The sequence below is a fragment of the Streptomyces sp. NPDC093109 genome (assembly GCF_040701725.1).
GTDB lineage: Bacteria > Actinomycetota > Actinomycetes > Streptomycetales > Streptomycetaceae > Streptomyces.
On sequence record NZ_JBFBEZ010000033.1, the window covers coordinates 44,979 to 66,646 of the forward strand.

The 21,668-nt window shown below is 71.8% G+C and carries 22 protein-coding genes and 1 pseudogene; 12 read left to right on the forward strand and 11 right to left on the reverse strand.

Annotation, left to right across the window (positions count from 1 at the left end; all coding sequences use genetic code 11):
* Positions 1-31: 31 nt before the first annotated feature.
* Positions 32-1,564: a GAF domain-containing protein gene (locus AB0389_RS27420; protein ID WP_366398209.1), complete on the forward strand. Its 1,533-nt coding sequence runs from the start codon at positions 32-34 to the stop codon at positions 1,562-1,564.
* Between the two features lie 119 nt (positions 1,565-1,683).
* On the opposite strand, the gene AB0389_RS27425 is transcribed toward AB0389_RS27420, so the two are convergent.
* From AB0389_RS27425 to AB0389_RS27440, 4 genes are all read right to left on the reverse strand, one after another.
* On the reverse strand, positions 1,684-2,517 hold the full coding sequence (locus tag AB0389_RS27425; protein ID WP_366398166.1) for an SAM-dependent methyltransferase: 834 nt from the start codon (positions 2,515-2,517) through the stop codon (positions 1,684-1,686).
* A 182-nt stretch (positions 2,518-2,699) separates the two neighbouring features.
* Complete coding sequence (locus tag AB0389_RS27430) at positions 2,700-3,986, reverse strand: MFS transporter (protein ID WP_366398167.1); 1,287 nt, start codon at positions 3,984-3,986, stop codon at positions 2,700-2,702.
* Entirely contained in the window at positions 3,983-5,197 is a 1,215-nt protein-coding gene (locus tag AB0389_RS27435; RefSeq protein WP_366398168.1) for a PLP-dependent cysteine synthase family protein, read from the reverse strand. Before AB0389_RS27435 ends, AB0389_RS27430 begins: the two co-directional genes overlap by 4 nt.
* 144 nt (positions 5,198-5,341) lie before the next feature.
* Positions 5,342-5,809: a hypothetical protein gene (locus tag AB0389_RS27440; protein WP_366398169.1), complete on the reverse strand. Its 468-nt coding sequence runs from the start codon at positions 5,807-5,809 to the stop codon at positions 5,342-5,344.
* 190 nt (positions 5,810-5,999) lie between these two features.
* Here AB0389_RS27440 and AB0389_RS27445 point away from each other — a divergent pair, with 190 nt between their 5' ends.
* Entirely contained in the window at positions 6,000-6,497 is a 498-nt protein-coding gene (locus tag AB0389_RS27445) for a hypothetical protein (RefSeq protein ID WP_366398170.1), read from the forward strand.
* Positions 6,498-6,727: 230 nt separating this feature from the next.
* Here AB0389_RS27445 and AB0389_RS27450 read toward each other — a convergent pair whose 3' ends face one another.
* Positions 6,728-6,970 carry a hypothetical protein gene (locus AB0389_RS27450; RefSeq protein WP_366398171.1) on the reverse strand — a complete coding sequence of 81 codons (243 nt, stop codon included), beginning with the start codon at positions 6,968-6,970 and terminating at the stop codon, positions 6,728-6,730.
* 168 nt (positions 6,971-7,138) lie between these two features.
* Here AB0389_RS27450 and AB0389_RS27455 point away from each other — a divergent pair, with 168 nt between their 5' ends.
* The gene (locus AB0389_RS27455; RefSeq protein WP_366398210.1) at positions 7,139-7,474 is read left to right on the forward strand and encodes a YnfA family protein; all 336 of its coding nucleotides are present in this window, start codon (positions 7,139-7,141) and stop codon (positions 7,472-7,474) included.
* Between the two features lie 65 nt (positions 7,475-7,539).
* A complete protein-coding gene (locus AB0389_RS27460; RefSeq protein WP_366398172.1) occupies positions 7,540-8,994 on the forward strand; it encodes a tetratricopeptide repeat protein in 1,455 nt (484 codons plus the stop codon).
* Between the two features lie 16 nt (positions 8,995-9,010).
* Here AB0389_RS27460 and AB0389_RS27465 read toward each other — a convergent pair.
* The 3 genes and pseudogenes from AB0389_RS27465 to AB0389_RS27475 all read right to left on the reverse strand — a co-directional run.
* Positions 9,011-9,154: pseudogene (locus tag AB0389_RS27465) on the reverse strand (phosphotyrosine protein phosphatase); the annotation flags it as partial.
* Positions 9,155-9,161: 7 nt separating this feature from the next.
* Complete coding sequence (locus AB0389_RS27470; RefSeq protein ID WP_366398173.1) at positions 9,162-9,581, reverse strand: metalloregulator ArsR/SmtB family transcription factor; 420 nt, start codon at positions 9,579-9,581, stop codon at positions 9,162-9,164.
* A 76-nt stretch (positions 9,582-9,657) separates the two neighbouring features.
* Entirely contained in the window at positions 9,658-10,305 is a 648-nt protein-coding gene (locus AB0389_RS27475; RefSeq protein ID WP_366398174.1) for a TetR/AcrR family transcriptional regulator, read from the reverse strand.
* Positions 10,306-10,430: 125 nt separating this feature from the next.
* Here AB0389_RS27475 and AB0389_RS27480 point away from each other — a divergent pair, with 125 nt between their 5' ends.
* The 6 genes from AB0389_RS27480 (at position 10,431) to AB0389_RS27505 (ending at position 16,665) form a co-directional block, all read left to right on the forward strand.
* Positions 10,431-11,459: an aldehyde reductase gene (locus AB0389_RS27480; protein WP_366398175.1), complete on the forward strand. Its 1,029-nt coding sequence runs from the start codon at positions 10,431-10,433 to the stop codon at positions 11,457-11,459.
* Between the two features lie 48 nt (positions 11,460-11,507).
* Positions 11,508-12,278, forward strand: coding sequence for an alpha/beta hydrolase (locus tag AB0389_RS27485; protein WP_366398176.1), 771 nt, complete (start codon positions 11,508-11,510; stop codon positions 12,276-12,278).
* Positions 12,279-12,440: 162 nt separating this feature from the next.
* On the forward strand, positions 12,441-13,145 hold the full coding sequence (ureA, locus tag AB0389_RS27490; RefSeq protein WP_366398177.1) for an urease subunit gamma: 705 nt from the start codon (positions 12,441-12,443) through the stop codon (positions 13,143-13,145).
* Positions 13,142-14,887: an urease subunit alpha gene (locus tag AB0389_RS27495; RefSeq protein WP_366398178.1), complete on the forward strand. Its 1,746-nt coding sequence runs from the start codon at positions 13,142-13,144 to the stop codon at positions 14,885-14,887. The genes ureA and AB0389_RS27495 overlap by 4 nt, the downstream gene beginning before the upstream one ends.
* A gap of 9 nt (positions 14,888-14,896) precedes the next feature.
* A complete protein-coding gene (locus AB0389_RS27500; RefSeq protein ID WP_366398179.1) occupies positions 14,897-15,940 on the forward strand; it encodes an agmatine deiminase family protein in 1,044 nt (347 codons plus the stop codon).
* 161 nt (positions 15,941-16,101) lie between these two features.
* Positions 16,102-16,665: a TetR/AcrR family transcriptional regulator gene (locus tag AB0389_RS27505; RefSeq protein ID WP_366398211.1), complete on the forward strand. Its 564-nt coding sequence runs from the start codon at positions 16,102-16,104 to the stop codon at positions 16,663-16,665.
* Positions 16,666-16,756: 91 nt separating this feature from the next.
* Here AB0389_RS27505 and AB0389_RS27510 read toward each other — a convergent pair whose 3' ends face one another.
* On the reverse strand, positions 16,757-18,328 hold the full coding sequence (locus AB0389_RS27510; RefSeq protein ID WP_366398180.1) for an amidohydrolase family protein: 1,572 nt from the start codon (positions 18,326-18,328) through the stop codon (positions 16,757-16,759).
* Positions 18,329-18,356: 28 nt separating this feature from the next.
* The gene (locus AB0389_RS27515) at positions 18,357-19,889 is read right to left on the reverse strand and encodes an APC family permease (RefSeq protein ID WP_366398181.1); all 1,533 of its coding nucleotides are present in this window, start codon (positions 19,887-19,889) and stop codon (positions 18,357-18,359) included.
* A 186-nt stretch (positions 19,890-20,075) separates the two neighbouring features.
* Here AB0389_RS27515 and AB0389_RS27520 point away from each other — a divergent pair, with 186 nt between their 5' ends.
* Both AB0389_RS27520 and AB0389_RS27525 read left to right on the forward strand, forming a co-directional pair.
* A complete protein-coding gene (locus tag AB0389_RS27520; protein WP_366398182.1) occupies positions 20,076-20,684 on the forward strand; it encodes a TetR/AcrR family transcriptional regulator C-terminal domain-containing protein in 609 nt (202 codons plus the stop codon).
* Between the two features lie 103 nt (positions 20,685-20,787).
* The gene (locus AB0389_RS27525) at positions 20,788-20,955 is read left to right on the forward strand and encodes a hypothetical protein (RefSeq protein WP_366398183.1); all 168 of its coding nucleotides are present in this window, start codon (positions 20,788-20,790) and stop codon (positions 20,953-20,955) included.
* A gap of 72 nt (positions 20,956-21,027) precedes the next feature.
* Here the strand turns inward: AB0389_RS27525 and AB0389_RS27530 are convergent, their stop codons facing one another.
* Positions 21,028-21,594 carry a methyltransferase domain-containing protein gene (locus AB0389_RS27530; RefSeq protein WP_366398184.1) on the reverse strand — a complete coding sequence of 189 codons (567 nt, stop codon included), beginning with the start codon at positions 21,592-21,594 and terminating at the stop codon, positions 21,028-21,030.
* Between the last annotated feature and the right edge of the window lie 74 nt (positions 21,595-21,668).

Below are 21,668 nucleotides of genomic sequence, written 5' to 3' on the forward strand. Positions count from 1 at the left end.
CCGGCTGCTCGAAGCCGTACTCGGCATCGGTATGGACCTCGAACTGCGCGCCACGCTCCAGCACGTCGTCGACACCGGCACCGAACTCATCGGCGCGCGGTACGGCGCGCTCGGCGTCGCCGATGCCGAACGCGGCGGGCTGACCGAGCTGTTCACCGCCGGGCTGAGCGACACCGAGCGGCACCGCATCGGCCGGCTGCCCGACGGCCGCACCGGGCTCCTCGGCGCCCTCATCGAGGAGCCGGGGCCCATCAGGCTCGACGATCTGACCACCGATCCGCGCTCCCGCGGGGTGCCGCCCGGCCACCCCCCGATGCGTTCCTTCCTCGGGGTCCCGGTCCAGCTGGACGGCGAGGTCTTCGGCAATCTCTATCTGACGGAGAAGCGGACCGGCTCCTTCACCGAGCAGGACCAGAGCCTGCTGCGCGTCCTGGCCGCGCAGGCCGCCGGCGCGATCCGTACGGCCAGGCTGTACGGGACGGCCCGGCAGCGCGAGCGCTGGATCGAGGGCGCCGCCGCCGTCACCACCGCCCTGCTGACCGGCCGGAACGCCGTGGACGCGCTGGAGACGGTGGCCGAGTCGGCCCGGGTGCTCGCCGACGCGTTCGCGGGCGTGGTCCTCCAGCCGACCGCCGAGGGCGGGATGGAGATCGTCGCCGCGTCCACGGTCGACGACCCCGGCGACATCGTCGGCACGACCATCGAGCCAGGATCCCCCGTACTCGTCCAACTCCTGGGCGGTGAGCCGGTGTTCATCGAGGACTCGTCCACGGATCCCCGGATGACCACGCATGTGCGGTCGCGGTTCGGCCCGAGCATGATGCTGCCGCTCCAGAGCGGCGGCAAGCTGATCGGCACGCTCGCCCTGCCGCGCAAGCGCGGGGGCCGCCCGTACCGCGGTGTGGACCGGCTGCTGGCCACCCAGTTCGCGTCACAGGCGGCGCTCGCGCTGGTGCTGGCGGACGCGCAGCACGACCGGGAGCAGCTCGCGGTGTTCGAGGACCGCGACCGGATCGCCCGCGATCTGCACGATCTGGTGGTCCAGCGGCTCTTCGCCACGGAGATGATGCTGGAGTCGACGCGGCGGCGGGTGGCGGACACGGAGCTCGACGGGCTGCTCGGCCGGGCCGTGGACGAGCTGGACTCCACCATCCAGGAGGTGCGCACCACGATCTTCGCGCTCCAGCAGCCGCCCGCCGACGGACCGACGAGCGTACGGGGCAAGGTGCTGCGCGAGACGGGAGGCGCGGCGGTCCTGCTGGGCTTCCGGCCGTCCGTACGGTTCACGGGCCCGGTGGACACCCTGGTCGGCGAACCGGTGGGCGGTGAGCTGCTCGCCGTACTGCGGGCCGCGCTGGCCGCCGCGCACCGCAGGTCCGGGGTGACGTCGATCGAGGTGGAGGTCGACGCGACGGCCCGGCTGCCGGGAGACCTGGACGGGGTACGGCTGACGGTACGGGACAACGGCGTACGGGACGACGGCTCACGAGACGACGGCGATGAAGGCGACGGGGACGGGGACGGCGAGCGGGGTACGACGGTGAGGTGGGAGGCCCCCCGGTAGCGCTCGACGGAGCCAAGCTACGGAAGCCGACCGACGGAAGCCGGTCGACCGGTCGACGTAAACCGGCCGCGTCTCGGTACGGGCCCCCGTACCGAGACGCGGCCGGCGCGGCCCCACCGTTACGGCTTGCGGCCCACGCCGCCGTAGGCGTCCACCTCGGGTGCGGAACCGTCCGAGCCGTCGGACCCGTCCGTCTCCGGGCGCCACTGGGTGACCTGCGCGATGCCGGGCTCCGCCAGTTCGAGACCGTCGAAGAAGCCGCCGATCTCCTCGACGCTGCGGACGTAGTACGGCACGGCGCCGCTCGCGTTGTACGCGTCCGAGGCGGCGATCATGCCCTCGCTGGTGGAGGTCGAGTCGCTGATCACCAGGTAACTGCCGCTCGGCAGACCGGCCATGAGCTGGGACACCAGCGAACGGGCCTGCTCGTAGTCGGCGACGTGACCGAGCGTGTTGAGGATCATGAGCGCGACGGGCTGCGAGAGATCGAGCGTTCCCTCGGCGGCCTTGAGGATCGCCGCCGGGTCGTACAGGTCGGCGTCGAGGTAGTCCGTCTTGCCCTCGGGCGTGCTCGTCAGCAGCGCCCGCGCGTGCGCGAGCACCAGCGGGTCGTTGTCGACGTACACGATCCGCGCGTCCGGTGCGAAGCGCTGTGCGACCTCGTGGGTGTTGTCGGCGGTCGGCAGGCCCGTACCTATGTCCAGGAACTGCCGTACGCCCTGGTCCACGGCGAGGTGCCGGACCGCGCGGCCGAGGAAGTAGCGGCTCGTACGGGCGACATCGACGAGGCCGGGGAAGATCTCCTTGATCTGATCGCCCACGGCGCGGTCGACATCGTAATTGTCCTTGCCGCCCACGAAGTAGTTCCAGAAGCGCGCGGAATGCGGCTTTCCGGTGTCGATCCGCGCCCGGATGGCTGCGGACGACTCAACACTGGGGTCACGATCGGACACGGAAACGCCTCCTGTGGAAACGGGACATGGGACCTGGCCATGCGGTGCCCAACCTAAACGACATCTCTGCTCGAATGCACGTCCAAACGTCCGCCAACTGTGAATCCGCGTCCGGTATTTGGCCGGGACGGGCCGATGCCCGGACGCGGGTCCGTGGTAGAGCACGGACCCGCGTACGGCGGTCAGACGGCGACAGGCCCCGGCCCGGGCACCGGAGCCGGCGCGGTGAGCCGTCCGGTGCGTGCCAGCGCGAGCACCGCGCCCGCGCACACCACTCCGGTGAGGGTCAGCGCCCCCCAGACCAGCCAGAGCGCGTCGCGCTGCCGGGCGAAGTCCCACAGCGCGCCCGTGGCGAGGTTCCCCAGGGTGATGCCCAGGCCGGAGACGGTGTTGTAGAGGCCGTAGTGTGTGGCCACCCACCGGTCTGCCGACAGGGTGACGACCGTGTCCATCTCCAGCGGATAGATCAGCGCGCTGCCCGCCGCGAGCAGCACCACGGCCGCCGCCAGCGCGAGGAGCTGGGCGGCGGTCCCGGCCGTCCGGTCGGTACGGACAGGGGCGGGCGCCACCAGGGCGAGCGGTACGAAGGCCAGCCCCATCGCGGCCAGCCCGCGCACCATCGTCCGCTCCCGGCTCCAGCGGCGCCCGGCCCAGGCGGTCAGCCGCAGTTGTCCGGCCACGGCGACGGCGGCCGACAGCACAAAGAGGCCGCCGGTGACCTTCGTACCGTCGGCGCCGAGCAGGGTGCCCGCCGCCATCGGGAGGGCCAGATAGACCTGGAAGGTCAGGACGTACGAGCCGATCATCGCGAGCGAGAACAGCAGGAAGGGGCGGTTGGCGGCCACCACCCGCCACTGCGCGAGCACCCCCTCGCCCGGGCCGGATCGCCCGGCGCGCCGGGCGGCGGGCAGCGACCGGCCCTGGAGCAGTGTCAGCGCGGCGAAGATTCCGGCCGCGACGGCGCAGACGAGGGTGAAGTCGGCTGCCAGCAGGGCCAGTCCGACGAGCGGTCCGAGCACCATGCCCGCCTGGTAGTAGACGTTGAACGCGGCGAAGGCCTCCACGCGCCGCTCGCCCGCCCCGGCGGCGAGATACGCGCGTACGGCCGGGTTGAACAGCGCCCCGGCGAAGCCGGTGGCCGCCGAGGCCGCCACCAGGGCCGGCAGACTGTCGGCCCAGCCGAGCAGCGCGAACCCGGCCGTACGCAGCAGACATCCGGCCATGATCGGGGCCTTGTAGCCGTACCGGTCGGCGAGGGTGCCGCCGATGAGGAACATGCCCTGCTGGGAGAAGTTGCGTACGCCCAGCACGAGTCCGACCGCCCAGGCCGCGAGCCCCAGTTCACCGGCCAGATGGGCGGCGAGATAGGGCATGAGCATGTAGAAGGCGAGGTTGATGGCGAACTGATTGACCATCAGCAGCCTGACGGCGGGCGGAAAACTCCGCGTGGTCACCCACAGCGTCCTCACCGCGCCACCCCCGCCGCGGTGTCCGGGCCCGCCGTGGGTGCCGCGGCCAGGGGGTCGGACACGCTTCCGCACCGGCTCCAGCGGGTCACCACCCGCTCGCCCGGATGCGCGAGCACGTCGGGGGCGTCGGCGGGCGGCCGGCCCAGCAGCCGGTGTTCGCGGCACCAGGCGTCGTCGAAGACCGTACCGACGTAACGCTGCGGACCGTCCGGGAAGACGGCGGCGATCCGGGCCCCGGCCGGGAGTGTGGCGGCCAGGTGGCGGGCGACCAGCGCGACGGCGCCCACACTCCACCCGCCGGTGGCGTAACGGGCCCGGGCCAGCGCGCGGGCCGCCCACACCGCCTCGGCGGCGGCGACCCAGTGCACCTCGTCGAAGAGTGTGTAGTCGACGTTGCGCGGGTGGATGCTGCTGCCCAGTCCGCGCATCAGCCGAGGGGCGGCGGGCTGGCCGAAGATCGTGGAACCGCAGCTGTCCACACCCACGATCCGTACGTGCGGGAAGAAGCGGCGCAGCACCCGGCCGATGCCGGCCGAGTGGCCGCCGGTGCCCACACTGACGACGAGGGCGTCGATCCGGCCCAGCTGCGCGACGAGTTCATGGGCGAGGGGCGCGTAGGCCGCCTGGTTGTCGGGGTTGTGGTACTGGTCGGGGCACCAGGCTCCCGGGCGTTCGGCCAGCATCTCCCGTACCTTCTCGCGGCGGGCCCGCTGCCAGCCGCCCACCGGATGCGGCTCGGACACGACGTGCAGTTCGGCGCCGTAGGCCGTCAGCAGACCGGACATGAGCGGCTCCATGCCCGGATCGGTGACGACGGCCACCGGATGCCCGAAGGCGACCCCGGCCAGCGCGAGTCCGAGCCCGAGGGTGCCCGAGGTGGACTCGACGATCGGTGCCCCCGGCCGCAGTTCGCCGCGTCCCCGCGCGCGGGCCACCATGTAGAGGGCGGTACGGTCCTTGATCCCGCCGGGGTTGTGGCCTTCGAGCTTGGCCCAGAAACCCCGCCCCGGGGTGGTGAACGGGTCGCCGACCCAGAGCAGCGGGGTGTCCCCGACCAGGCCGGCGGGGCTGAGCGCGGCAGGGCTGAGCGCGGCGGAGCCGGCCCGCGCGGGCGCGCCGGGCGACGGGGGGTGTGTGGGTGAGCAGGGCGGTACAGAGGTGCAGGGCGGTACTGAGGTGCACGGACGGTTCGTCCGGTTGATTCGGTTCATCCGGTTCATCGCGTGAGGTCTCCCTGGCCGCACCCCTCGACGGGACGGGCCATGTGGTCGTGGCGGATCTTCAGGGCGCGCGAGACCCGCACCGGCGCCGCGGAAGCCGTTCGACCGCTCCCGGACGCCGTGCGGTGCGCCTGATCAGATCCGCCACACCCCGAGCACCGCCCGCACCCGCGCACACCCCGGGTCGCCTCCGGCCCCCGGGCCGCGCGCGGCGGGCGCGGCCGGTCCGGTCCCGGCGGGCGAGCGGCGTTCGGCCTCCTCCCGCGCGGCCGGGCCGTCCGCCGGCTCGCCCGTGGCGTCGAGGTGCCGGGAGAGCACGCTGGGGGCGTCGAGGCCGGTGCACTCCGACGGCCGGGGCTCGGGCGCGGGTGCGGGCGCGAGCCGGTGCCGGGTCGCGCCGGCCGCCGGGCTCGTCCTACTCGTACTCGTAATCGCACTCGTAGGTGTGCTGGATACGGACGCGACGGACACGCCCGGCAGGGAGTCGGCCCCGGTGTCGCCCCCGAGCACGGGCCCGTGCGCGCAGGCCAGCACATGCACCAGCCCGGCCAGCACCACGGCGAGAACCGCCGCGATCACCGAGGGCCGGAGCCGACACCGCATCACCCACACATCACGAAGCGTACTCGTACGATCACGTACCGCACTGTTCGGGCGCGGCCCGGTCGCGCGGTCACCTCGTCGCGCCGGGGCGTGAACGGAGCGCGTATCCGCCCCGTATTACGTCACAAGGCGCAAGCCCACACACCGCTCACGACCGAGCCACCGCCCACGACGAACCGAAGGACGACCTGTGACGGCAGCCCGTCCCCACCGCGCACGTATCGCCACGCTCCTCTCCGCGCTCCTTCTCTCCCCGCTCGCGGTGGGCTGCTCGGCGGATCAGGCCGACACACGGTCCGACGCCCGCCCCGAGGAGCGGACGAGCAGCACGCCGTCCGCCTCCCCGTCCGCCTCGCCCTCCCCCTCCCTCGCGCCCGCGTCGGCACCCGCCCCCGCGAACATCGAGAAGATCGCCGCCCTGACCGGCTGCGAAGCCTCGATACGCATCGAGGCCGAGGAGCTCCGCGAGGGCGTGTGCGTCACCACGCGGGGCAGATGGATCGTGACGACGTTCCCGGAAGAGAAGTTCAAGGACATCTGGCTGGACACCGCGAGCATGTACGGCGGCACCTACCTCGTGGGCCCGAAGTGGGCCATCGGAGGCAAGGTCGAAATCCTCAACGAGCTGCTCCCGGAAGTCGGCGGTGAGCTGCGGAAGCTGCGCGACATGTACGCGCCCGCGACCTGAGTCCGCCCGCGCAGCTCACCCCCGCCCCGCTTCACTTCACTTCACCTCATCTCATCTCACCTCACCGTCACCGCGGCAGGTTGATGCCCGCTCCGGTCTCGTCGGAGCAGGTGAAGGTGCCCGTCGGGCCACCGTCCGGGGGTTCCGGCCACTCCCGGCCGGCCTCCCGCCCCCACCCGGCCGGCGGCGGCCACGAGGGGGGCGGCGGAAGGCCCGGAGCGGGTCCGGCGTCAGCCCTTGTTCGCGGGGTAACCCCCGTCGCCCTGCACCGTCGCGGTGTTTCCGTCCTCGTCGACGTCCACGATCGTCACGTCCACTTCCCCGTCCCCGTCCGTGTCGAACTGGAGCACATCGGGCTTGCCGTCGCCGTCGGTGTCGAGGAACCAGACGTCCGCCTTGCCGTCCCTGTTGGTGTCCTTGGCCATCAGCTCATGGCGCTCGCCACCACGCGTCTCGGCCTCGTCCTTGCTCATAACAGCTTCTCCTCGCACCGCGGTTCCGGACTGTCGACCGCGATCCTAATCGCGGCGTGCGAACGGCCCGCACGGACCGCACGAGCACGTGGGGACCGCACGAGCACGTGCGGATCGTCACTCGTGAAACGATCCCGGTCCGTCTCCACTACCGGAAAGACCTTCGCCGTGCTCGTGGCCCGCTCCCTCGCTCTGTTCGCTGTCGCCGCCCTGTTCGAGATCGGAGGCGCCTGGCTCGTCTGGCAGGGCATCCGCGAGCACAAGGGGTGGATCTGGATCGGCGCCGGTGTGATCGCGCTGGGCCTGTACGGCGTGGTGGCCACCTTCCAGAGCGACGACAACTTCGGCCGTATCCTCGCCGCGTACGGCGGGATCTTCGTGGCGGGTTCGATCGGCTGGGGCATGGTCGCCGACGGCTACCGCCCCGACCGCTTCGACGTCATCGGCGCCCTCGTCTGCCTCGCCGGGATGGCCGTCATCATGTACGCGCCCCGCGGTCACTGACCGGCCCGGCCCCGGGGGCAACCAATGCCGGTGGCCGGGAGTCTCATGATGCCTAGGGGGTTCGCATGGGTGCTTTACGGATGGTGCTGCCAGGGGCGCGATGGGCGGCACGGGTGGGTGGGCGGCCCGGTGACGCGCTGCTGGGGAGCGCACTGTTGCGGTGTGTCGCACCACGGTGGGTGTGGTGGCGCGATCCTGCTGCCGCGCGGCAGCTGGCGTGGGCCGGTGAGGCCGTCGTCGCGTACCGTCGGCTGCCCCGGCGCCCCAGTGGTCTGGCCCGCGCGCTCGCGCTGTACGCCAACGCGCTCTGCGAGAGCGGGCGTTACGAGGAGGCGATCACCGCGGCGGAGGAGTCGCTCGCCGTCGCCGGCGCCCGGAGGTCACCGACGCAGACCGGTTACACACTGCACGTCCGCTCCACGGCCCTGGCGGGGACTGGGCGCCTCGACGAGGCCCTGGTGGCGGTGGCGGAGAGTGTGGCCGCGTACCGGGACGCCGTACCGCGACGCGCGGACAGGTCGATGGGGCACACCGTCAACGCGCTGCGCGCCTACGGGTGGACACTGGACCGGCTCGGCCGCGCGGCGGACTCCGTGGCCGCCTATCAGGAGTGTGCCGGTCTGCTGCGGGACATGCCGGCGCGGCAGTCGCTGAGCCACGCGCGCCTGGAAATCGTCGTACTGGCGGAGCTGGCCACCGCGCTGCGTGACCTCGACCGGTTCGACGAGGCCATCGAGGTCGCCACCAGAGCCCGGGAGCAGACCGACGCTCGGGTCCTGCGCTTCTACCCCGAGCTCCTGCCGCAGCGTGTCCAGATCCTGCTCGACCTGGCCTGGTGCCACGGCGCGACCGGCGGTCTGCCGACCGCACGCGACACCGCGGAGGAGGCCGTCGCCGTGGCCCGCACACTGGTCGGACACGACCGGCCCTCCGGGGAGCGCGCGCTCGTCCTGGCTCTGGAGTGCCTCTCCCATCACCTCGGTGAACTGGACCTGGCAGCAGAGGAGTTGTCGGCGCTGGAGGAGCTCGCTGAACTCTGCGCCCGGCTCGCCGCCGACAACCCCGACCGGTACGAACCGCAGCTCGCCGCGGCGCTGGACGACCTGGCGTACCGGTACGAGGAGGACGGCGCCCTCCGGAAGGCCGTCGAGGCCACCACGGAGAGCGCCGACGTGTACCGCCGCGCCGCCGGACGCGATCCGCGGCGGTACGAACCGGAGTTGGCCCGTGTTCTCGCGAACCTCAGCCTCCGCCTGCGCGCCGCCGGGAGCCCGGACGCCGCCGTGGCCGGCGGTCGCGAGGCGCTGGCGATCACCCGCCGGCTGGCCGGGACCGACCCGGACACGTACCGCCCGCTGACCGCCGCCCGCCTGCGGATCCTCGCCGACGCGCTGCGGCCGGCCGGGCAGGACGCGGAGGCGGCGGCCTGCTACGACGAGGCCGGGACCATCGACGCCGAAGCGGCCCCGGACGCCGAACCGGAACGGGAACGGGAACGGGAACGGGAACCGGAACCGTAGTCGTCCCGCCACGTGCTCAGAGACGGGGCTGGACGCCGAGGTCGGCCAGCAGGCCACGGACGCGCCGTTGGATCTCGTCGCGGATGGGGCGTACGGCGTCGACGCCCCGGCCCGCCGGGTCGTCGAGCTTCCAGTCGAGGTACGTCTTCCCCGGAAAGAGAGCCGCCTCACGACGCGGCTCCTGGCGACGCGGCTCCTGGCGACGCGACTCCTGTCGACGCGGCTCCTCGCGACTCGGCCGGCACCTGCCCGCCGGCGGGCCGCGTGAGGATCGCGGCGAGGCGGTCGGTCATCCGCGGAAGCAACCGGTAGTACACCCACGTCCCGCGCCGCTCGGAGTCGATGAGTCCGGCCTGCTTGAGCAGCTTGAGGTGGTGGGAGATGGTCGGCTGGGCCAGATCGAAAGCCGGCGTGAGGTCACAGACGCAGACCTCCCCACCCGCGCGGGAGGCGATCATCGACAGCAACCGCAGCCGCACCGGGTCGCCCAGCGCCTTGAACACCTTCGCCAGATCGGCGGCCCGGTCCTCGTCCAGCGGGGTGTCCAGCAGGGTGGGGCAGCATCCGTCGGGCTCTTGTTTCGACATGCATCTATATTGAGGTTCTTCGATACAAGGCGCAAGCCTGAATCAACAAACATCGACAAGCATCGATACAGGCCTGTCAGCCAGCAGTCCCCGCGGCCGGCGCACCGGCGAGCATCATGGCTTCCAGCATGGCGGCGATCTGCGCGGTCAGCCGCTCGGGCGTGGTGCCGAGCTGGACACAGCGCTTTTCGAGGGGGCCGTCGAGCCAGAGGGAGACGATCCCGACACCCAGGGCCCAGACCATGCCGACCAGGGCGTTGGGGTCTCCCGACGGGGCACTCCCCTCCCGCTGGCAGTCCTCGACGGCCCCGGTCAGGACCTGGAGCGCTCCGGCGCCGGCGTTGTAGGCCTCAGGGTTCTTGTTCGGCTCCGACAGCTCGGACCGGAGCATCAGATGCATGTGCCCCGGGTGGTTCCGGGCGAACTCGACGTACGCCCGGATGATCTCACCGAGCGACCGCACGCCGGTCGGGGCCTGTTCGCGCGCCTGCCGCAACCGCGGTTCGAGGAGTTCGTAGCCCTGGACACAGATCGCGGCGAGCAGCGTCGAACGGTCGGGGAAGTGGTGGTACGGCGCCCGGGGGCTGACTCCGGCCTGGCGCGCGACACGGCGCAGGCTGACGGCGCCGATGCCCTCGGCCTCGATCAGGGCCACGCACGCGGTCATGAGCTCTTCGCGCAGGGAGCCGTGGTGGTAGCTCTCCCGCGCCTCCTTGGTCGGCACCTCGCCAGCGTAACGGGTCGGGTTGACAGTTCGATCTCCCCGCGTCTATACAGTGCATACATTCTATGCGGTGCATAGATGCGGCGCAGAGACAGCGGATACGACGCTGAGAGTGAGGGCGCGGAATGACCGACGTCAGGGTTCTGGTGACCGGGGCCACGGGCTTCATCGCGGGCCACTGCATCAACGAACTGCTCCAGCACGGATACGCCGTGCGCGGCACGGTCCGCGATCCCGCGACCGCGGACGTCGCCCACCTCCGGGCGATCGCCGAACGCACCGGCGGTTCACTGGAGTTCGTCCAGGCCGGCCTCGACTCCGACGCGGGCTGGGCCGAGGCGGTCGAGGGCTGCGCGTACGTCTGGCATGTGGCCTCCCCCAACCCGGCCGTGGTGCCCGAGGACGAGGAGGAGCTGATCCGGCCCGCCGTCGACGGCACCCTGCGGGTGCTGCGCGCCGCGGTCGCCGGGAAGGTCCGCCGTGTCGTGATGACCTCCTCGTCGGACGCGATCGTGCACGGCCACGAGCGGACCGATGTCGTACGCACCGAAGCCGACTGGTCGAACGTGGAGCGAGCGGCCCCCTACCCCAAGAGCAAGGTGTACGCGGAGCAGGCGGCGTGGGCGTACGTCGCCGGCCGGCAGCTCGAACTGGTAACGATCAATCCCGGCCTCGTGATCGGTCCCCTGCTGCACGCCGCGCCGAAGGCCTCGATGGAGGTCGTCCGCCTGCTCATGGCCGGCGGGCTCCCCGCCGTCCCGCGTCTGCACTACGCCGTCGTCGACGTCCGCGATGTCGCCACCGCCCATCTGCTCGCCATGGAGACCCCCCAAGCCGCCGGGAACCGGTACATCTGCGCCACCCCGGCCCTGTGGATGGGCGAGATCGCCACGGTCCTGAAGGCCCGGTTCGGTGCGCGCGGCTACCGGATCCCGACCCGCACACTGCCGTACTGGCTGATGTGGCTGGGCGCGCGGCGCGACCCCGTCGTCCGCGTGGGGCTCAGCTACTACGGCGTCCGCACCCTGGTCACGGCGGAGAAGGCCGAGCGCGAACTCGGCTGGACACCGCGCCCGGCGGAAGAGGCCATCGTCGCGGCGGCCGACACCCTCATCCACCACGGCATCGTGCCGGACAAGGGGGCCGGACGCTGACCACACACCACAACCACCACAACCACACCACGCCCACGAGAGACAGAGATGACTCAGAACCACAGTCGCAAGCGCGTCCTCGTCCACGGAGTCCCCGAGACCTCGGCGATCTGGACACCCCTGATCAAGGAACTGGATCTTCTCGGCGACCATGACGTCGTCCTCCTGTCGCCCCCTGCGTTCGGCGCCCCCCGCGCGGCGGATTTCGGTGCGACCGTCGACGACTACCGCGACTGGCTGATCGGCGAGCTGAGCACGTTCGACGAGCCCGTCGACCTGGTCGGCCACGACTTCGGCGGCGGGCACGTCCTCGGCGCGGTGTGGACGCGCCCCGATCTCGTCCACAGCTGGGCGAGCGACGTGATCGGAGTGCTCGAACCCGACTACGTGTGGCACCCGGTCGCCCGGATCTGGCAGACACCGGACGAGGGAGAGCGCTTCATCGAGGAGCTCTTCGGCGGAACCACCGACGACCGGGCGGAACGCATGCGGGACATGGGGATTCTCCCGCCCGCGGCGCGCGAGGTCGCGGACGGGCAGGGCCCCGAGATGGCCGCCGCGATTCTCGCGCTGTACCGATCCGGCGCCCAGCCGGCTCTGGCGCGGCGGGGGGAGAACCTGCCCAAGGCCGCTCAGCGGCCCGGGCTGGCCATCATCGCGACCGAAGACGGCAATGTCGGGTCGGTCGAGCAGCGCCAACGGGCCGCGGGCCGCGCCGGCGCCCGGATCCACACGCTCGATGGCCTCGGTCACTGGTGGATGCTTCAGGACCCGGCCCGGGGCGCACGTATGCTCGCCGACTTCTGGGACGGCGTCTGACGCGTCCGCGTCCGCGGTGGCGGCCACTCTCCGTACGGCGTGCAGCGCGGTGCTTGGATCGACGCTCAATGTGAGATTGGCCATGAGGCATCGACCTGGGCGGCTGAAAGCCACCATGGTTAGAGTAACGCTCTAACTATGGGAAGGCAGGAGGTGCCGCACGTGCGGCTGACTCCCACGGAACGTGACCGACTGCTGCTCTTCGGAGCGGCCGAGCTGGCTCGGGCGCGCCGGGCCCGGGGCCTGCGGCTGAACGTGCCGGAGGCGACCGCGCTCATCGCCGACACGGTGTGTGAGGCCGCCCGTGACGGACGGCGCCTCGCGGAGGCCGTCGAGGCGGCGCGGGCCGTACTCGGGCCTGACGATGTGCTGCCGGGTGTCGCGGACATCGTGACGGAGGTGCACGTCGAGGCCGTCTTCGACGACGGATCGCGGCTCGCGGTCGTGACCGACCCCATCGGGGGCGGCCTGGGCGACCAGGCTCCCGGTGCGCTGCTGCCGGGGCCCGAGCACGCCCGGCCCGAGGCGGTCGTACGCCTCACGGTCACGAACACCGCGACCGTCCCGGTCTCCGTCACCTCCCACTTCCACTTCTTCGAGGCCAACCCGCGGCTCGACTTCAACCGGGCGGTGGCCTACGGGATGCGGCTCGCCGTGCCCGCCGGTTCGTCCGTGCGCTTCGCGCCGGGAGCGCGCGTCGAGGCCGGACTGCTGCCGATCGGGGGCGAGCGGATCGCCATCGGGTTCGCCGGGCTGGTGGACGGCCCGCTGGACGCACCCGGCGCCAGGGAAGAGGCCCTGCGGAGGGCTTCCGCCTGCGGCTATCTGGGAGCCGGGGCTCAGGCAGCCGAAGGGGCCGAGCGGTGAACCCGTACGAGTACGCCTCCGCCCATGGCCCCCGCGCCGGTGACCGGGTCCGTCTCGGCGACTCGGGGCTGACGATCCGGGTCGAGTCGGACGCCCAGCGGTACGGGGACGAGTTCCTCGCCGGCTTCGGCAAGACCGCCCGCGACGGGCTGCATCTCAAGGCCGCGGCCGTCCGGGAGACCTGTGACGTCGTCATCAGCAATGTGGTCGTGATCGACGCGGTGCAGGGCATCCGGAAGGTGTCGATCGGGATCAGAGAGGGGCGGATCGCGTCGATCGGGCGGGCCGGGAACCCGGACACACTCGACGGTGTGGACGTCGTCGTCGGTACGGGGACGTCCATCGTGTCGGGTGAAGGGCTGATCGCCACCGCCGGCGCCGTCGACACACACGTGCACCTGCTGTCGCCGCGCATCATGGAGGCTTCGCTCGCCTCCGGTGTGACGACCGTCATCGGCCAGGAGTTCGGGCCGGTGTGGGGCGTCGGCGTCAACTCGCCCTGGGCGCTGCGGCACGCCTTCAACGCCTTCGACGCCTGGCCGGTCAACATCGGCTTCCTGGCCCGGGGTTCGTCGTCCCACGACGCGCCCCTCACCGAGGCTCTCGCCGAGGGTGGCGCGTCCGGATTCAAAGTGCACGAGGACATGGGCGCCCACACCCGCGCCCTCGACACGGCGTTGCGGGTCGCCGAGGAGCACGACGTCCAAGTCGCCCTGCACAGCGACGGGTTGAACGAGTGCCTGTCCGTCGAGGACACCCTGCGGGTGCTCGAAGGACGCACGATCCACGCCTTCCACATCGAGGGCTGCGGCGGCGGGCACGTGCCGAACGTACTGAAGATGGCGGGCGTGGCGAACGTCATCGGCTCCTCCACCAACCCCACCCTGCCGTTCGGGCGGGACGCGGTCGCCGAGCACTACGGGATGATCGTCTCCGTACACGACCTCAAGACCGACCTGCCCGGTGACGCCGCCATGGCCCGCGACCGGATCAGGGCCGGGACGATGGGCGCCGAGGACGTACTGCACGACCTGGGTGCGATCGGCATCACCTCGTCGGACGCGCAGGGCATGGGGCGCGCGGGCGAGACCGTACGCCGCACCTTCGCGATGGCGGGGAAGATGAAGGCGGAGCTGGGCCCCCTGGGAGCGGATCCGGGTCCCCGGGGAGCGGATCCGGGCCTCCAGGGAGGGGAGTTGGGCCTCCCGGGAAGGGACGGCGCCGACGACGACAACGCGCGCGTCCTTCGCTATCTGGCCAAGCTGACCATCAACCCCGCCATCGCCCACGGCCTCGCCCACGAGGTGGGCTCCATCGAGGTGGGCAAGCTCGCCGACATCGTGCTGTGGCGGCCCGAGTACTTCGGCGCCAAGCCGCAGCTCGTACTGAAGTCCGGCTTCCCGGCGTACGGCGTCGTGGGTGACCCGGGCGCCGCCACCGACACCTGTGAACCCCTCGTCCTGGGACCGCAGTTCGGGGCGCACGGTACGACGCCCGCCGATATCTCCGTGGCCTTCGTGGCGCGGGCCGCACTCGACCAGGGCAACGACGCCATGCCAACGCGCCGCCGCCGGGTGGCCGTTCGCGGCACACGTGGCATCGGACCCGCCGACCTGCACCTCAACTCCCGTACCGGGACCGTCGATGTGGATCCGCGCACCGGCCTCGTCACGCTCGACGGCGAACCGCTGCGCTCCGAGCCCGCCGAGTCCGTGTCCCTCAATCGTCTGTACTTCCTCTAAAGGACCCCCATGGACACCTCTGCCGCCGCCGACGGCTTCCGTATGCCTCCCGAGTGGACCCCGCACGAGCGCACCTGGATGGCGTGGCCGGGCCCGAACCCCACCTTCGACACCTCTGAAGACCTCGCCGAGGCCCGCCTGGCCTGGGCGGATGTCGCCAGGACGGTCCGCCGCTTCGAGCCGGTCACCGTCGTGTGCGGACCCGGCCAGGCCGCCGGGGCCGGGGCCCTGCTGGGGCCCGGAATCGACACCGTCGAGTGTGAACTCGACGATGCCTGGATGCGTGACATCGGCCCCACGTTCCTCACCGACGGCAAGGGCCAACTGGCCGCAGTGGACTGGACGTTCAACGGCTGGGGCGCCCAGGGGTGGGCCCGCTGGGAGCACGACGCCAGGATCGCGGGACAGGTGTCCGGCCTGGCCGGGGCCCGGACGTACGCCACGGAGCTGGTCAACGAGGGCGGCGCGATCCACGTCGACGGCGAGGGCACGGTCCTGCTCACGGAGACCGTACAGCTGGGACCCGAGCGCAACCCCGGCTGGACCCGCGAGCGGGTGGAGGCCGAGATCCACGGTCTGCTCGGCACACGCAAGGCGATCTGGCTGCCGCGCGGACTGACCGCCGACTACCCTCCGTACGGTTTCGGGACACTCGGCCATGTCGACATCGTCGCCTCCTTCGTCCGGCCCGGAGTCGTCGTCGCGCACTCCCAGCCGGATCCGGCGCACCCCGACCACGAGGTGTCGAAGGAGATCATCGGGCTGCTGGCGGCGGAGACCGACGCGCGGGGCCGCCGCCTGGAGGTCGTCGAGGTGCCCGCCCCGACGGCCCTGGAGGCCGACGGCCACTGGGCCGACTACTCCTATATCAACCACTACCTCTGCAACGGCGGGGTCGTGCTCTGCGGTTTCGACGACCCGCGTGACGAACTCGCGGCCGGTATCTTCCGCCGGCTGTTCCCCGAGCGGACGGTCGCGCTCGTCGACGCCCGTGCGATCTTCGCGGGCGGCGGCGGCATCCACTGCATCACGCAGCAGCAGCCGAAGGCCTGAGAGCCGCCGGCCGTGAAAGTCAGGTAGAACAGACCAGTGAACGTAATGCTGTGCGCCGTGTGCGGGCTCCGCCCGGCCGAGCGCGGGCCCGTGGAGGCCGCCGCGTGACCACCCAGCGGCGCCACACCGCACCGCCCCGCGAGGACGTACTCGCCACGGCCATGGAAATGATCGCGGGGCGCGGTCTGGAGAAGCTCACCATGGCGGCGCTCGGCCGTGAGGTCGGCATGAGCAGCGGCCATCTCCTCTACTACTTCCGCTCCAAGGACGAGTTGCTGCTGCGCACCCTGGAGTGGAGCGAGGGCCGGCTCGGCGCCGAGCGCGGTCGGCTGCTCGTACGGCCGGCACCGGCGCGCGAACGGCTCGACGCGTACGTCGGCCTGTACGTCCCCGAGGGCCACGGCGACCCGCACTGGACCCTCTGGCTGGAGGTCTGGAACCGCTCGAAGAGCGCCGCCGCCGACGCGGACGCCCGCGAGCGCCAGGCCGCCATCGAGGGTGCCTGGCACCGCGACCTCGTCGCGCTGCTCGCCGAGGGCATCTCGCGCGGCGAGTTCCGCCGCGTCGACCCCGACCGCTTCGCGGCCCGGCTGCGCGCTCTGCTCGACGGCTTCTCCATCCACGTGGCCATCGGCCTGCGCGGCACGGGTCGCGCCCAAGTCCTGTCGTACGTACAAGAGTTCCTGGACGAGTCGCTCACGCTCCCGGCCGCGGCGGAGGGGTGAGGGGGCGGCCGGGCGACCGCCTCGGACCCGGCGACCCGACCGCCAACCGACCGTCAACCGGCCGTCAACCGACCGCCAACCGGCCGCGCCCTCACTGCTCCCGGTGTGCCACGTACCCTCCGGTGACGGTCAGCCGCACCGGCGCCTCGCCCACCTCGTCCGCCGGCGCCTCGACCGGATCCAGGGCCAGAGCCGTCAGGTCGGCGCGCTGCCCGGGGGCGATACGGCCCGCCGTCCCGGTCTCCCCCGCCGCCCGTGCCGCGTGGGTCGTGCAGCCTTCCAGCGCCTCCAGCCCGGTCAGCCCCGCCCGCGTCGAAGCCGCGCCCTTCGGCACCCGTGCCGCGGCCAGGACTGCCCGTACGTCGTAGTGGGCGATGGGCCAGTCCGAGCCCAGGGCCACCGTCGCTCCCGCGTCGCGCAGATCGCGCAGGCGCCAGGCGTGTCCGGCGCGGGCGGCGCCCAGGCGGAGGGACCACTCGTCCGTGCCGTCGGCCCGTGTGTACGCGGCGTGCGGTGGCTGCATGGACGCGGCCACCCCCAACTCCGCGAAACGGGGCAGCAGTTCGTCCGGCGCCGTCTCGATGTGCTCGATCCTGTGGAGCCCCCGCGCAGCCGGCCCCAGCCCCGCCACCACGTCCAGGACGTGCCGTACCGCCGCGTCACCGATGGCGTGCGTCGCCGTACGGACCCCGGCGGCATGCAGCTGCCGTACGGCGGCGGCGTACGCCTCGGGGTCCGGCCAGAACGCCTCGGTGCCCCGGCCGTGGCAGTCGGCGTCCGCCAGCCAGGCCGTGCCGCCCTCCACCGTGCCGTCCATGAAGAACTTGACCCCGCCGACCTCCCAGTGCCGGCCGGCCCGGCCCTGGAGGGCGATCAGTTCCTCCAGACCCGCCGTATCCACCCCCGGCATGCACCAGGGCGCGAACCGCAGCCGCACCGGCAGCACCGTCTCACGGGCCACCGAGCCGACCAGCTCCGGATCACCGGCGTCCATGACGTGCGCGCCGGTCAGACCGGTCGCCGCCATCGCCGACAGGAGTTCGACCAGACGGGCGCGGCGGGCGGTGTACGACGGCCGGGGCATGACGCCCGTGAGCAGCTCCATCGCGGCGTGCTCGACGAGGTGTCCGGTGGGCCGGCCCGACGCGTCGCAGACCACCTCCGACCGCTGGGTGAAGTCCCGCGGCCCGGTCACACCGGCCGCGGCGAGCGCCGCGCCGGTCGCGAGGGCGGAGTGGCCGTCGTAGAGGCGCAGGAAGGCCGCCGCGCCGCCCACCGCGTCCTCGATGAGCGCACGGTCGATGGGCCGGCCCTCGAACGCGTTGTGGTCGAGGCCGAAGCCGAGCACCCACCCGTCGGTCCGCTCGGCCCCCGCGAGGGCGGCCCTCAGCCCCGCCAGGTCCGCCACGCCCGACAGATCGACACCGGTCGCCATGTCCAGGCCCCACACGGGGTGACTGTGCGCGTCCACGAGTCCGGGCACGAGGTGCGCCCCCGCCAGGGATACGACCTCCGTGCCCGGCCCCCGCCAGTCCCGTACGTCGCTCTCGTCCCCGACCGCGGCGATCACACCGTCGCGCACGGCGACGGCGGTGGCGTGGGGCAGGGCGGGGTCGAGGGTGCGGACCTTGGCGCCGGTGAGGATCAGGTCGGGGGTGGGCATGAGACGGTGAACTCCTCTGGTCGTAAGGCTATTCGGCGGGTCGAGCAAGGGTTATGGGTTCTGCGGCTTCGGCATGGTCGGCGGCTTCGGAATGGTCGGCGGCTTCGGCCGGTTCCGCGGCGAAGTTCGCGTACACCTGCGGGCGGGTGCGGCGCAGCCACCACGCGAGGACCAGTCCTACGGCGAACGTGGCGGGGGCCGTGAGGATCAGGACGGTGTTCACGGTGGGCGAGGCGCCGGTGAACAGGTCGATGTGGGTGATGACAAGCCCGATCACCGTCGCCAGCATCACGGCGGCGAAGAGCGGGGCGGCGACCGTGCGCAGGCTGCCCTCCTGGTGACGTACCCGCCGGAAGTAGCAGGGCACGGCGATCGCGGCGAGCAGCTGGAGCATGAACAGGCCGAGCATTCCCGGGGTGTTCACCCAGAGGAGCAGCTGCTGGTAGGGATCGGCGCCGGCGGCCCAGAAGGCGATGACGACGATCGCGCCGAGGACGGTCTGGGCGATTCCGGCGACGTACGGAGAACGGTGACGGGAGTGGATGCGCCCCAGCGACTTCGGGAGGACTCCCTCCTCGGCGAGGGAGAGGGCGTACCGGTTGATCGCGTTGTGGAAGGCGAGCAGGGAGGCGAGGATGCTGGTGATGATGAAGATGTGCATGAGGTCGGCCGCCCAGCCGCCGACGTAGGTGGTGATGGCGGAGAAGAACAGGCCCGCGGGGTCCTTGGCCGCGGCCGCGATCACTTCCTCGTTCCCGAACGCCTGGATGACGATCCAGACGATGAACGCGTAGAAGAGGCCGAGGAAGCCGATGGCCACGTAGGTCGCGCGCGGCACCGTACGGTCCGGGTCGCGCGCCTCGCGCCGGTAGATGACGGTCGACTCGAAGCCGGTGAAGGCGGCGAAGGCGAAGGCCATGACGACGGCCATGCCCGAGACGAATACTTGGCTCGGGGCGAAGGAGACGCCGGACAGTCCGTGCGCACCGCCCTTGATCAGCACACCGCCCGCGAGGAGCACCAGGATGCCGGTCTCGGCGAGGAGCAGGACGCCCAGGATCTTGGCGCCGAAGTTGATGGAGCGGAAACCGCCGTAGCCGACCAGCAGCAGACCGGCGAGGGAGACGGGCAGCCAGGGCACATCGACGGAGAAGAGAGCGTGCAGGCTGTCCTGGGAGGCGCTGGCGAGGAGGCCGTAGACGCCGATCTCCATGCCGTTGTAGCCGATGAGGGCGAGCAGGGCGGCGCCGATGCCGACGGGTCTGCCGAGGCCACGGGTGATGTACGCGTAGAAGGCGCCGCCGCTCTTCACGTGGCGGCTCATGGTGGTGAAGCCGACGGCGAAGACCGCGAGGGTGATGCCGGCGATGAGGTATCCGGCGGGGGCGCCGATGCCGCCGAGCAGGATCGCGAGGGGGGCGACGCCGGCCATGACGGTGAGCGGGGCGGCGGCGGAGATGACGAAGAAGGCGATGTCGGCGGTGCCGAGGGAGCCGGAACGGAGAGTCGCCGGGGCGGGCGGCGTGCTCTCCTTGGAGGCGTCGGAGGTGGTCACGGACATGGGCAAGCCCTTCGGGCGCGGCGGACGGGAACGGATCCGGGCGTGCGGGTGACCGGTGTTTCCGGGGACGTCGCAGGGTGACGGCGGCCCCGGATTCATTAATCTAAAGGCTTTCGGTTTCGGCAATGTAGCCTCATCACGGGGATCCGGGAAGCCCCATCTCGCACCTTCAGGGGGATCACACACATGGGACGGCCGCGCACACCACTCCTCGACCGTGAGCGCATCGCCACCACGGCGATGCAACTCGTCGATGAGCACGGAGACTTCAGCGTGCCGAAGATCGCGAAGCGGCTCGGGGCGCAGACCGGGTCGGTGTATCACCATGTGGACGGCCGGGACGGCATCGTGGAAATGCTGCGTGAACGGATCGCGTCCGCGATCGACCACCGGACGCTGGACGTGGCGCCGTGGGACATGGCCCTGGACGCCTGGGCCCGCTCGTACCGGGCCGCGTTCGCCGCGCACCCGAAGGCGATCCCACTGCTGATGACATCACCCGTACGCGCGCCCCGGGTGCTGGAGCAGTACGAGCGCGCGGTGACACTGCTGCTGGACGCGGGCTTCGCGCTCGTCGACGTGATGCCGCTGATCATCGCCCTGGAGAACCTGGTCCTGGGCTCGGCCCTCGACCTCGCGGCGCCGGAGACGATGTGGGTCGTGACGGAGTCGACACCGACCCCGCAACTCGCCGAGGCCCTGACAGCGGTGGGCGAGGGCCGCGCGGACCGCGCGTTCGAGGTGGGCCTGAAGGGGCTCCTGAACCACGCGCGAGCGATGCGGGTGGCCGACTGACAGCACGTACACGACCTGTTCCGCGGACCGTCCATCGTGAAGCGATCACCACCGCGGCGACCGGGCTCAGGAGCGGCATGATCACTGCTGGAGGACGCACCGCATGCAGTCGTTGATCACCGCCGTCCGGGAGAACGACGACGTCTCCCGCTATCTGGCGTGGCCGGGCGACTTCGACCTGGACCAGGGCGACCACGGCGAGGACGTCCACCTCGCCAGTCCACCGCAACCGGCTGCCGGCCGATCGTTGTCGGGGTGGACGCCGGGGTAAACGCCAGTGTCGAGCTGCGCCAGGTCCGCGAGTTCGGTGAGACCGTGAACGCAGGCGGCCTCGACCTCGTGGTCAGTACCTCTGGGTGGCTCGGTGTACGAAGGCGGGCGGGAGGTTCGCCCATACCACCTTCGAGCGTTCCAGCCGGTTGAAGCGGCAGGCGAGTTCGGCGGTGAGGTGGCGGGCGGGCGGAGTCCAGGCCGCGTGCAGATAGGCGAAGGTGGTGAAACGGCCGCTGGGCGTGAGGACTTTGGTTACGGCGTCCAGAATGTGCCCGCGCTGTTCCCGTGACATGACCGTCCACGGAAGCCCGGAGATCACCGCATCGGCCGGTTCGCCCACCGTCGCGGCCAACTCGGCGGCGGAGCCCCGTATCACGGTCAGCCGCGTGTCGCGCCGGGTGGCCGACAGCCGTGCCGCGAGCACCGGGTTGAGCTCGATCGCGACGAGTCGCGCGTCGGGCGCGAGCCGGGCGAGGATCGCGTCGGTGAACACACCGGTTCCCGGGCCGAGCTCGACAACGGTCCGGGCCCGCTCCAGACCGATGCCTTCGGTCATCGCGTGCGCCAGGTGTCGCGAACTGGCCGCTACTGCACCGGTCATGAGGGGCCGTCTGAGGAACTCGGTGGTGATTGACATGGCGGCCATGGTGGAAGGCCCCCGGGTGGCCGCACGTCGTATCCCCGGCCGGTGCGTGTACGACCGGGGGTGGA